At 55.9% G+C, this 12,126-nt stretch carries 11 protein-coding genes; 10 read left to right on the forward strand and 1 reads right to left on the reverse strand.

What is annotated here, in order from left to right:
- Positions 1–12 precede the first annotated feature (12 nt).
- From QUD59_RS09595 to QUD59_RS09635, 9 genes are all read left to right on the forward strand, one after another.
- Positions 13–324: a YqfO family protein gene (locus QUD59_RS09595; RefSeq protein ID WP_286236708.1), complete on the forward strand. Its 312-nt coding sequence runs from the start codon at positions 13–15 to the stop codon at positions 322–324.
- 38 nt (positions 325–362) lie between these two features.
- Entirely contained in the window at positions 363–1,736 is a 1,374-nt protein-coding gene (locus QUD59_RS09600) for a V-type ATP synthase subunit B (protein WP_286236710.1), read from the forward strand.
- Positions 1,737–1,739: 3 nt separating this feature from the next.
- Positions 1,740–2,366, forward strand: coding sequence for a V-type ATP synthase subunit D (locus QUD59_RS09605; RefSeq protein ID WP_286236711.1), 627 nt, complete (start codon positions 1,740–1,742; stop codon positions 2,364–2,366).
- Positions 2,363–4,150 carry a V-type ATP synthase subunit I gene (locus QUD59_RS09610; RefSeq protein ID WP_286236712.1) on the forward strand — a complete coding sequence of 596 codons (1,788 nt, stop codon included), beginning with the start codon at positions 2,363–2,365 and terminating at the stop codon, positions 4,148–4,150. The genes QUD59_RS09605 and QUD59_RS09610 overlap by 4 nt, the downstream gene beginning before the upstream one ends.
- Complete coding sequence (locus QUD59_RS09615; RefSeq protein WP_040662675.1) at positions 4,138–4,584, forward strand: ATP synthase subunit C; 447 nt, start codon at positions 4,138–4,140, stop codon at positions 4,582–4,584. Before QUD59_RS09610 ends, QUD59_RS09615 begins: the two co-directional genes overlap by 13 nt.
- 20 nt (positions 4,585–4,604) lie before the next feature.
- On the forward strand, positions 4,605–5,288 hold the full coding sequence (locus tag QUD59_RS09620) for an ATPase (protein WP_286236713.1): 684 nt from the start codon (positions 4,605–4,607) through the stop codon (positions 5,286–5,288).
- The gene (locus QUD59_RS09625; protein WP_286236715.1) at positions 5,288–5,980 is read left to right on the forward strand and encodes a DUF2764 family protein; all 693 of its coding nucleotides are present in this window, start codon (positions 5,288–5,290) and stop codon (positions 5,978–5,980) included. The genes QUD59_RS09620 and QUD59_RS09625 overlap by 1 nt, the downstream gene beginning before the upstream one ends.
- A complete protein-coding gene (locus QUD59_RS09630; RefSeq protein ID WP_286236716.1) occupies positions 5,977–7,791 on the forward strand; it encodes a V-type ATP synthase subunit A in 1,815 nt (604 codons plus the stop codon). The genes QUD59_RS09625 and QUD59_RS09630 overlap by 4 nt, the downstream gene beginning before the upstream one ends.
- A 203-nt stretch (positions 7,792–7,994) precedes the next feature.
- Positions 7,995–10,829 (forward strand): bifunctional diguanylate cyclase/phosphodiesterase, encoded by a 2,835-nt coding sequence (locus tag QUD59_RS09635; protein WP_286236718.1) that lies wholly within the window; start codon positions 7,995–7,997, stop codon positions 10,827–10,829.
- Between the two features lie 19 nt (positions 10,830–10,848).
- On the opposite strand, the gene QUD59_RS09640 is transcribed toward QUD59_RS09635, so the two are convergent.
- On the reverse strand, positions 10,849–11,382 hold the full coding sequence (locus QUD59_RS09640) for an NUDIX hydrolase (protein ID WP_286236719.1): 534 nt from the start codon (positions 11,380–11,382) through the stop codon (positions 10,849–10,851).
- A 142-nt stretch (positions 11,383–11,524) separates the two neighbouring features.
- Here QUD59_RS09640 and QUD59_RS09645 point away from each other — a divergent pair, with 142 nt between their 5' ends.
- A complete protein-coding gene (locus QUD59_RS09645) occupies positions 11,525–12,121 on the forward strand; it encodes a CoA pyrophosphatase (protein WP_286236721.1) in 597 nt (198 codons plus the stop codon).
- Positions 12,122–12,126: the final 5 nt, after the last annotated feature.

The following is a 12,126-nucleotide window of genomic DNA, read 5'->3' on the forward strand; positions in this document are numbered from 1 at the left end:
GGAAATCGTTTAGTGTATAAACTCAGTTTCTTTGTTCCGGATGAGAACCTTGAAGCGGTGAAAGCGGCGGTATTTGCCAGCGGTGCCGGGAAAATCGGCCTGTATGATCACTGTTGCTGGCAGGTTAAAGGACTAGGGCAGTTTCGACCGCTACCCGGCAGCGACCCCCATATCGGGGCGCAGGGGCAGGTAGAACAGGTCGAAGAGTGGAAGGTGGAGCTGGTCTGTGACGATCAACTGATCCGGCAGGCAGTGGCAGCGATGAAGCAGGCACACCCCTACGAAGAACCCGCATATGAGGTCTGGAAGCTGGAAGATATTTGATCCTGGCAGATTGCCCGGAAAGGGAAAGGGAGAGTCAAGTGACACAGTTGCTGGTGCGGTACTCAAGGATTCTGGAAATTGTCGGTGATATTGTAAAAGTACAGGTGCCCCTCTCCGGGGAAGGCACGTCGCTGATCTGCTTCGGTGATCTGGCTCTGATTGAAAATGAGGAGAATCAGGCCCAGCGCTCAGCACTGGCTCAGGTGATCATGCTCGACCGGGAGGAGGTTTCATTACAGGTCTTTAACGGTACCAAAGGCCTCTCCACCCACTCTGTGGTTCGTTTTCTGGGTCGCTCGATGGAAGTGACCTTCTCTCCGAATATTCTGGGGCGCTCATTTTCCGGTACGGGACGCGCCATCGATGGCGGCCCCGCGCTGATCGAAGAGCCCAAAATCGAAATCGATGGCCCTACCGTTAATCCTGCCCGACGGGTACTGGCTTCACATATGATCCGCACCGATGTGCCGATGATTGATGTTTTCAACTGTCTGGTTGAAAGCCAGAAAATACCCGTTTTCTCCGTTGCCGGAGAGCCCTATAACCAGTTGCTGGCCCAGATCGGCACCCATGCCGACGCCGATGTGGTGGTGTTTGGCGGGATCGGTCTGGTATTTGATGACTACCACTATTTCCGTCAGGCCTTTGAAGAAGCCGGTGTGCTGGCGCGTACCGTGATGTTTGTCCATCAGGGGTCAGATCCGACGGTAGAAGGGTTGCTGGTGCCGGACATGGCACTGGCGGTAGCCGAGCGCTTTGCCGTGGAAGAGGGTAAGCGTGTACTGGTGCTGCTCACCGATATGACCGCTTACGCCGACGCTCTGAAAGAGGTTGGTATTTCAATGGAACATGTGCCCTCTAACCGGGGCTATATCGGCGATCTGTATTCTCAGTTGGCGCGACGTTACGAGAAGGCCTGTGATTATAAAGGCGCGGGCTCGGTGACTATCCTCTCAGTGACAACAATGCCGGGGGATGATGTGACCCACCCGGTGCCGGATAACACCGGTTATATCACGGAAGGGCAGTTCTACCTGCATGATGGAGTCATCGATCCCTTTGGTTCCCTGTCCCGTCTGAAGCAGCATGTGATCGGCAAAGTGACCCGTGAGGATCATAGCCAGATTATGAATACCATGGTGCGTTTCTATGCTGAATCTCAGGATGCAGCGCAGAAACAGGCGATGTCATTTGAGCTGAGTGAATATGATGAGCGGCTGCTTAAGTTCGGCCTGTTGTTTCGCAAACGGTTTATGGATATCAGTGTCACCATGCCACTGGAACAGGCGCTGGATCTCTGCTGGCAGACACTGGGCGAATGTTTTGCCGCCCACGAACTGCTGATGAAACAGGGGCTGGTGGATAAATATTTCCCACAGACAACGTCAGCTTCTGCCGCGGTTGAGGATTAAGCTGTGGCGAAGTTAGCGCTGAATAAAACCACGCTGAATCGTGAAAGCCGCCGGCTCAAGTCGTTCCGGCAGTTTGTTCCGGCGCTGGAGTTGAAACGCAAACAACTGATGTCGGCCCGCGAGGATACCCGCAAGCGGTTACTCGACTGTCAGGCGCAGTTACAGCAGTCAGAGGCCCGGGTAGCGGAACAACTACCGATGCTGGCATCGGCCGGGCTGGAGCTTTCCGGTTTGCTGCAGGTGGAAAAATTACAGATCAACTATGTCAATCTGGTGGGGCTGGAACTGCCGGAACTGGGTGAGCTGAGGTTACAGCGGGCCGAGTATTCCCGGCTGCTTCTGCCGCACTGGGTTGATGCGCTGCTCAGTTTGCAGTCGGATGCACTGCGGGCCGAAGTGGAGATTCGGGTATTGCAGCAGCGGCTGGAGATGCTGGAACAGGGTCTGCAGAAAACCACTCAGCGGCTTAATCTGTTCGATAAGGTGCTGATTCCTGAGGCGCAACGCAATATCCGTAAGATTCAGATCGCCCTGTCGGATGCCGAGCGGGCGGGTGTGGTCCGCGCCAAAATTGCCAAGGGTAAGCGGGCACGTATCGCCGCAGCACGGTCATTGGGAGCGGCGTTATGAGTATTCGTCCGCTGCTGAAAGCGACCCTGATCGGACTCAGTGAAGAGAAAGTACAGATTCTCGATCAGCTTCAGGCTCTGGGGCTGATGCACATCATTCCATTGCGTCAGGCTAAACCGCAGAAGTCCACCACCACGGCACAGCATGAGGTCAGTCCGGAGCAACTGCGCGGTGCGCTGCACTATCTGCTGAATGCCCGGATAAAACGCCGTCAGGTGCTCAGCGAACGCCATTTTGATCTGCCTCAGGTGGTCGATGACGCGGAACAGAACCGCTCACGCCGGCTTGCGCTGGTGGAGCGCCGTGATTTTCTGCAGAAGCGCATCAAAGACCTTCAGCCCTGGGGGAGTTTTAACCTGCCCGGCGAAAACGGGCTCTATGGCCAGCGGCTCTGGTTTTATCTGGTGCCCAACTACAAGATGAAAGAGGTGCTGCAGAGTGACCTGATCTGGCAACAGGTTTATCGGGATAACCGGTACAGTTATGTCGCTGTGATCTCTGAACAGGAGCCAGGTCTGAATGCCATGCCGGTGGTGCGCACCCATACCGGCGCGGTTCCCCTGACCGAGCTGCAGCGTGAACTGGAAGATATCGAAGTTGAGCTCGAGACCGTCGAAGCTGAGCGCGAGGGTCTGACTCGCTGGATCTACCTGTTGCAGCGCTCTATCGCCGGCACTGAAGACAATGCCCAACTGGCAGAGGTCGCCGATCAGACTCTGGACCGGGAACAGATTTTTGCCCTGCAGGGCTGGTTTGCAGCCGATCAGCGCGAGGCACTGGAAGCGTTTGCAGATCAGCATGAGATGGCCTTGCTGATAGAGCAGGTGCAGCCTGATGAGCTGCCGCCGACCCTGTTGGATAACCCGACAGCGCTGGCGGGCGGGGAAGAGGTGGTGCAGTTTTTCCAGATGCCGGGATATCGAAGCTGGGATCCTTCGCGGGTGGTGTTTTTCTCCTTTGTTTCGTTTTTTGCCCTGATTATGTCCGATGCCGGTTACTCTCTGCTGCTGGCGGCGATTCTGATCTTCTACTGGCAGCGTATGGGGTACAGCCAGAGCGGTGTGCGCCTGCGTGCGCTGGGCGCGGCGCTGGCGGGTGCCGGGCTGATCTGGGGTGTGTTGGTGGGCAGTTACTTCGGCGCCGGGCCACCGGTTGAATGGCTTGGCAGTCTGAAGCTCATGGATCTGAACGATTTCGACAGCATGATGCTGCTGTCGATCTGTATCGGCGCAGGTCATCTGATTCTGGGTAATCTGATGATGGCCTGGGTACGCCGGCGGCGTATTCAGGCACTGGCCTCAGTGGGCTGGGCGTTCGCGGTGCTGGTGGCATTGCTGGGCTGGATCTGGGGTTTCAGTACGCTGCACTGGGTGCTGTTTGCAGCCGGTCTGGGGATGGTGCTGCTGTTTTCCAGTGAGCGCAGCGACTGGGGCTGGCGGCGTCTGCTCGATGGACTCCTCGGTCTGAGTGGAGTGAGTAAAATTTTTGGTGATGTGCTGAGCTACCTGCGCCTGTTCGCGCTGGGGCTGGCGAGTGCCTCACTGGCGATGACTTTTAATCAACTGGCACTGGATGTGGCTGCCGCGCTACCGGCGATCGGTCTGTTATTTAAGGTGCTGATTCTGCTGCTGGGTCATCTGCTGAATTTTGTGCTGACCGTGATCAGTGGGGTGATCCACGGACTGCGCTTAAACCTGATTGAATTTTATAACTGGAGTCTGGCTGATGAGGGCTATGCCTTTGCGCCATTTGCTAAACGGGAGGTTTCACCTTGGATAACCTGATTATGGCCCTGGGATGGGCGGGCCTTTACGGGCCTATGGCGCTGGGCGCAATCGGCAGTATGATCGGCTGTGCTCAGGCGGGGCAGGCAGCCTGTGGCGCGTTGCTGGAAACCGAAACCGGTCATGGGCGTTACATCGGTATCGCCGCGATGCCTTCGTCCCAGTCGATCTACGGCATTGTGGTGATGTTTGCGCTGAACCGGGAGATTACACCGGAAAATGCGCCGGGCCTGGCTGCAATAGGCTTGCTCTGTGGTCTGGCGCTGTTGTTCAGTGCTGCCTGGCAGGGGCGTTGCTGTGCTTCGGCAATCAATGTTTCCAAAATCCGTCCGGAGATTTTTGGTATGTCTCTGGCACCGGCTGCGATTGTTGAAGGGTTTGCGGTGTTTGCGTTTATCTTTGCTCTGGTCATCAGTGCCGGTGTGCCAGCCTAGTCAGAAAGGGGGAGGGTGTGATGTCCAGTGAACAGAATAGCCATGCCTCATCCGGTGTCGAAGCGCTGATTGATAAGCTGCGTCAGCAGGGTGTGGAGAAGGGTCAGCAGGATGCGGCCAAACTGGTAGAAGAGGCGGAGCACCGTGCCGACTGGTTACTTTCGCAGGCGCGACAGGAAGCGGAGCAGATTGTCAGCCGGGCGAAACGGGAAGCGGGCCAACTGCGTCAGGCCGGTGAAGATGCGTTACGTATCGCCGCCCGGGATATGCATCTGGAAGTGCGTGAAACCCTGTCCCACTCCTTTACCGATCAGGTGGAAAGGCTGGTGGCCTCGCAGATGGATAATCAGGCGTTTATGCGTGAGCTGATTATGGCGCTGGTGAGTAAAGCCAGTCGCGATCAGGGAATCAGTCAGGCGAAGCAGATTGAACTGTTGCTGCCGGAAGACTTTATCGGTCTCGATGAGCTGCGGCGCAACCCGAAGGAGTACCGTGAGGGTAAGCTGAGTCAGTTTGTGCAGTCGCTGGCAGCCGAGCAGATGCGTGATGGTATCGAGTTTGAGCTCTACGAGGGTAAGGGCATCCGGGTGCGCCTGAGTGGTGAAGAGGTGGAGGTTGATCTGAGCAGTGAGGCCGTAGCGAAACTGCTGCTGAAACACCTGCAACCGCGTTTCCGGGCCATTATTGAGGGAGTGATCCGCTAGTGTCGGATTATTATACCCTGATCACCGCGCTGCCCTGGCTGCCGGAATTGAGCCAGTGCCGGCAACTGCCGCTGTCGCGGATCGCGCTGGAGCGCCGCCTGAGTATGCTCACGGATAGCGATGCTGAGCAACTGGCGGTTGTGGAGCAGCTTTACCATCCCGCAGAGCAAACGCTGCTGCAGATGACCGATCCGGATCTGGTGCGGCAGTGGCAGAATCAACTGGCAGGGCTGACGTCGCCGGTACTGCGGCAGCGGGTTATCTACCAGATGGAGTTACGTACTCTGCTGGCGGCCCTGCGCAGTCGTGCGGCAGGTCTGGAAAACCCTCAGCAGTTTCATGGAGTCGGGCGCTGGCTGCCGCGGATTCGCAAACACTGGTTTGAGCCGGATTTTTCCCTGCAGCAGTTATGCCCGGAACTGGAGCAGATTCAGCGTTTGCTGGAGAAGGATGAGCCGCTGCGCCTGCAGCGCTATCTGGATCAGTGCCTGTGGCAGGATCTGGCCCGTACCGAACATCAGTTTACTTTTCAGTTTGAAGCGCTGGCCTGTTTTGTGCTGCGTTGGGGAATCGCTGAACGCAGTCTGGCCTATAACAGCCGTCAGGCACTTGAATCTTTTAACCGGAGCACCGCTCAGTTGTTGCGCGGATGCGGTCTTGAGAAGCAGTTAATACAGGGGGTTGGCCAGTGAACCAGCAGAGCACCGCCCGGGTTGTGGCCGTCAGGGACGATATAGTAACTGTGGAGCTGCTGAAAGATGCAGAGGGGAGTTTCTACCCCATCCTGAAAAATGAAGTGGTGTTTATCTGTCCGACCCGACCGGGTAGTGAAGGGCGTCAGGAGTACCTGCAGGCTGAAGTCCTGCGGGTGCGGCACGGTGAGGCCGATGTGCAGGTGTTTGAGAATACCCGTGGCGTTGCCGTGGGAGATCCGGTCAGACAAAGCGGCCATATGCTCTCCGTTACGCTGGGGCCGGGTCTGCTCGGTCAGGTCTATGATGGCCTGCAAAACCCGCTGGAAATCATTGCCGGCCAGCACGGTTTCTTTCTTCCCCGTGGGCTTGAGGTAGACGGGGTCGACCGCCAGCAGCACTGGGCGTTTCAGCCGCGGGTGAAGGTGGGTGATAAAGTCCGGGCCGGTGACAGCATCGGTCAGGTGCAGGAGGGGCGATTTGCCCACAAGATCATGGCGCCTTTCGGCTTGCAGGGAGAGGCCGAGATTAGCTGGATTCAGGAGGGATCGTTCACCGTAGACACGCCGGTGGCGCGAATCCGTACCGCCCATGGTGATGAACGTGAAATCTCCATGCAGCAGCGCTGGCCGGTGCGGGTACCGGTGAGTCAGCCGTTGTTGCATGAAGGTTACAGCCAGCGTGAATATCCGCAGCAGCCCCTGCTGACCTCTATTCGTCTGATTGATACCTTTTTCCCGATTGCCCGTGGCGGAACCGCATGTATTCCGGGGCCGTTCGGTGCCGGAAAAACTGTACTGCAGAGCCTGATATCGCGTTTCTCCGAGGTGGATATTGTGGTGATCGTGGCCTGTGGTGAACGTGCCGGTGAGGTGGTGGAAACCATTACAGAATTCCCGAATATGTCGGATCCGAAAGGCGGCACCCTGATGGACCGGACGGTGATTATCTGTAATACCTCGTCGATGCCGGTAGCGGCCCGCGAGGCTTCGATCTACACCGGCATTACCCTGTCTGAGTATTACCGGCAGATGGGGTATAACGTGTTGCTGATCGCCGATTCTACCTCGCGCTGGGCACAGGCGATGCGGGAAACCTCTGGCCGGCTCGAAGAGATTCCGGGCGAGGAGGCGTTTCCGGCGTATCTGGATTCTGCCATTCGGGCGCTGTATGAACGTGCCGGGCTGATCCGCAATAACGCGGGGGATCAGGGCAGTCTGACCCTGATCGGTACTGTTTCACCGGCAGGGGGTAACTTTGAAGAGCCGGTGACTCAGTCGACCCTGCGAACCGTGAAAACCTTCCTCGGTCTCAGTGCGGAACGGGCCTATAAACGCGCTTATCCGGCGGTAGACCCGTTGATCTCCTGGTCCCGTTATCTGGATCAGATGGCTGAGTGGTATGCGCAGGAGCTGGGTGAAGAGTGGGTAGGCAACGTCAAGCAGATGCAGCAGTTGCTGGTTCAGGGAGAGTCAGTACAGCAGATGATGCAAGTCACCGGCGAAGAGGGTGTGACGCTGGAAGACTATATTCTTTACCATAAATCGATCTGCCTCGATCAGGTGTATCTGCAGCAGGATGCGTTTGACCCGGTGGATGTTTCTGTGCCGCTGGCGCGGCAGAAACAGGTCTTCAATCTGCTCCGGGAGTGCCTGTTGCAGCCCGCTGAGTTCAGCGATAAAGAGTCGGTACGGGAGCACTTTGTGAAGCTGACCGGGTTATTCCGTAACCTCAATTACAGTCGCACGGAGGGGCCGGATTTCCGGCGCTATCTGGCGGAGATTAAAGGGCTCTGCCGACTGGCCTCCTGAAAGCATTGATCTGAGTCATATTTTTTACCGGATGAGTGGTCTGTTTGGTGGCAGTTCTGTTACAGTTGACCGCTGGCCCCGACTTACAGATAGCGCCAGGACGGGTGTTGTCAGAGACGTCACAATAAACCATCCCTCTGCAAGGTATCTGTTTCGGGGATGATTAAATTCCACCCCCGGCTGATGATTACCCGCTTTCCTATATGACTCAGATCAAGGCTACCTCGCTGTCTCGCTACCTGTTGTTCGGTACAGTGGCTATTGCCGTTCTCCTGCTGGCTTCGGTGGCCAGTCATTTCCTGTATAAAAACCTGCGCGATAACGAGCAGCGCCTGGCGGCGCTTGAGCAGGAGATTATGCAGAAAGGCCGCGATCAGTTGCTGGCCGAAGTGAATAGCGCCAAGGACTACATCAGTTACACTCTGGCCCGGGCGGAGCAGGTGCTGCAGGAGCAGTCCAAAGCTGAGGTTCTTAAAGCACACAGCATCGCCGAGACTATTTATCAGCGCGAGCGGGATCGCCGTCCGCTGGTGGAAATCAAAGAGCTGATCCGCGAAACGCTGCGTGATATCCGTTTTTTCAATGGCCGTGGTTATATCTTTATCGATGATGATCAGGGTAATTGTGTCCTGTTGCCGACTTCACCTCAGGTGGAGGGTAAATCGCTCTACGATAATCAGGATGATACCGGGCACTACATTATGCGCGGTCTGCTGGAAGCTGTGGATAACCCGCAAGGCGAAGGCTTTTCACGTTACCGCTGGTATCCGCCCCATGATCAGAAGCATATGGCGGATAAAATTGCCTTTGTGAAAGCCTTTGAGCCTTTCTCCTGGGTGATAGGTGCCGGTGATTATCTCTACCGCATTGAAGATGATCTCAAGGTTGAAGCCTTGAAACGTCTGGAATCGATTCGGTTTGGCGAGCATGGCTATTTCGCGGTTTTCAGCCCGGATGGGGCGATGCTGACGTCACCCGGTATCAGCTCGTTGCAGGGTAAGCACCAACTGACGGCTGAGCAGAAGGCTCAGGAAGAGCAGGTGCTGGCCACGATTATGACTGCGGCGCAGAACGGCGGAGGTTTTGTCGAGTACGACTGGTATTTCCCGAATGGCAGAGATCTGGCGTCTAAGGTCTCACTGGTGGATACCGTGCCCGGACTGGGCTGGATACTGGTGGCTGGTTTTTACCCGGAAGATATCCGCCAGCTTCTGGATTCGCAGCAGCGCTTGCTCGAAGAAACCATGCGCGAAGACCGGGTGCAGATCTATCTGTTCCTGATTCTGGCAACACTGGTGACACTGGCGCTGAGCCTGCTGTTTTCCGGTTGGCTTAATCGCCGTTTTACCGACTATCACAATGAGATCGAAAACAAGCAGCAGGCGCTGGAGCTGGCTTCTAAGGTGTTTGACAGTGCCAGTGAGGGGATCATGGTCAGCGGTTCGGATAATCGCTTGCTGGCGGTTAACGATGCGTTTGTTGAGATCACCGGGTACCCGGCGGAAGAGGCGATTGGCCGTAACCCGCGTTTCCTGCAGTCAGGCAGGCATGATGCCGCGTTCTATACACAGATGTGGCAAAACCTGAATGCGCATGGTCAGTGGAGCGGTGAGATCTGGAACCGCCGTAAAAATGGTGAACTGTTCCCGCAGTGGATATCGATCATCGCATCGACCGACAATCATGGCATGGTGCAGCATTACATCGCTTCTATCGCGGATCTGACAGAACGGAAGCAGGTTGAGGAGAAGCTACGTTATCTCTCCGATTATGATCCTCTGACCAATCTACCTAACCGGCGATTGCTCGGCTATCGGGTTGAACAGACGATCTCCCTGAGTAAGCGTAAACAGAGTCAGCAGTTCGCCCTGTTGCTGATCGATCTGGATCACTTTAAAAACATTAACGACAGTCTGGGTCACCGCTTTGGTGATGAGATTCTGCAAAAGGTCGCCGAACGGATTCAGAAACAGGTACGTGACGGGGATACCGTCAGCCGTCTGGGCGGTGATGAGTTTATGATTCTGATGCCGGCGCTGGAAAAACCAGAGCAGGCGGCCAATCTGGCGGATCGTATACTGCAGCAGGTAGCTCAGCCGTTAGAGGCTGAAGGCCATATGACGATCACCCCCAGTGTCGGCATAGCGGTGTATCCGGATGATGGCGATAGCTTCGATGAGCTGATGCGTAACGCCGATGCCGCGATGCACTTTGCCAAGAAGCAGGGGCGCAATAACTACCAGTTCTATACCGCTGAGATGAATCAGCATGCCTCGAACCGGCTCAAGGTGGAGATCGCACTGCGTAAAGCGATCGAAAATCAGGAGTTCGAACTGTTTTATCAGCCACAGCTACAACTGGAGAACGGTCGTCTGGCCGGATTTGAAGCGTTGATCCGCTGGCGTAATCCGGAAACGGGGCTGGTGCCGCCTAATGATTTTATCCCGCTGGCAGAAGAGACCGGGCTGATTCTGCAGATCGGCAACTGGGTACTGCAGGAGGCTTGCCGGCAGGGCGCCCGGTGGCTGGCTCAGTCGGAACATCCGTTTACTATGTCGGTGAATGTATCGGTGCGTCAGTTCCGCCCGGATCTGGTTCAGGAGGTGCGTTCAGCGCTGGTGATGGCGGGCTTGCCGCCTGAGGCGCTGGTAATTGAAATCACCGAAAGCAGTCTGATGCAAAATCAGGAAACCACCCTGCACCTGCTGCAGGAGTTGAAAAAGCTGGGCGTTCAACTGTCGCTGGATGATTTTGGTACCGGTTATTCCTGCATGGCCTACCTGAAACGCTTTAATCTGGATCAGTTGAAGATCGACCGGGCGTTTATTGACGAGTTACCTGACAATCAGGACGATGCGGCGATCACGTCGGCGATAATCGATGTCGCCAGCCATCTGGGCCTGATCACGGTGGCGGAGGGGATTGAAACGCCGGAGCAGGCGAGCTTCCTCGCGGAGATGGGCTGTATTGAAGGGCAGGGGTATCTGTTCGAACGGCCACTGCCGGCAGAAAAAATACAGCAGCTATTCTTTGAATAAACGGGGTTACCAGCGCTGGCTAGTTACCCCGCAGTATCACTTCGCGGAGGGGGAATGTTCCCTTCTGCCGGTCCTCAAAGTAAAACTGCAGCGCGTTACGAATGGTGGTAAACGCCAGCTCATCCCAGGGAATTTCATCTTCCCGGAACAGACGTACTTCCAGTGACTCGCTGCTGGCGGAAAATTCCGGTTTATCAAGCTCGGCCAGATAGAGCATCTGTACCTGATTAACATGCACAATGGAGGTCAGCGTATAGAGGTGGCTGATGGTGACTTCAGCATTGGCTTCTTCACGGGTTTCACGCAGAGCACCTTCTGTCGTTGATTCCGCATTCTCCATATACCCGGCGGGCAGGGTCCAGTAGCCGAGACGCGGCTCGATTGCCCGTTTGCAGAGCAGGACTTTATCTTCATAGACCGGCAGGCAGCCGGTGACAATCTTCGGGTTCAGGTAGTGGATAGTGCCGCAGCCGTCACAGATATGTCTGGGCAGGTTGTCATCATCGGGTACCGCCACTGATAGCGGGCCTGCACAGTTACTGCAATATTTCATATAGCTTCCTTATTGGGGCGAGTTCAGTGGGTAAATTTGCCCGCCTGAGGTTCAGGGTATAACAAAAGCATGTATCGGAGTTAAACTATCTACGACCTTCGGAGTATTATTGTGGACCTGTCAGTCAAATAGAAGTGAATTTATGCTGAGAAAGATCCGTCAGCGCCTGCAGGATTTTGAGCCGCGGCGCTTCCCCACCAACCAGCCTAAGGCCAGTGTGCTGATCGCGCTGACCGACGACCCCGATCCGGAAGTGATCCTGACTAAACGCTCCTCCCGGCTCTCGACCCACAGTGGGGAGATCGCCTTTCCCGGTGGTAAACATGATGATACCGATCCCGATCTGTTGTATACCGCCCTGCGCGAGGCCCATGAAGAGGTAGGCATAGTGCCCGAAGCGGTTGATGTGATCGGGCCTCTGGGTCAGGTCGTGTCTAAACATGGGCTGCAGGTCACACCTTGGGTCGGTGTGATTCCCCGTGAGATCGAGTTGGTGGCTAACCCGGGAGAGCTGGATGAAGTGTTCAGCGTGCCACTGAGCTTCTTTATGCAGGATCAGCGTTATTCCACCGATGAGATCCGCTTTAAAGGCAAAAGCACTTTTGTTCCCGCCTGGGAGTATCAGGGGCATATTATCTGGGGGCTGACTGCTTACATGCTGGTCGAGTTGCTGAATACGGGGTGCGATGCGAACATTCCGATGAAACCGCGGCCTGAGCACAAGATCCGTCACTTTTAACCTTA

Source organism: Neptuniibacter halophilus (assembly GCF_030295765.1).
In the GTDB taxonomy this organism is placed as follows: domain Bacteria; phylum Pseudomonadota; class Gammaproteobacteria; order Pseudomonadales; family Balneatricaceae; genus Neptuniibacter; species Neptuniibacter halophilus.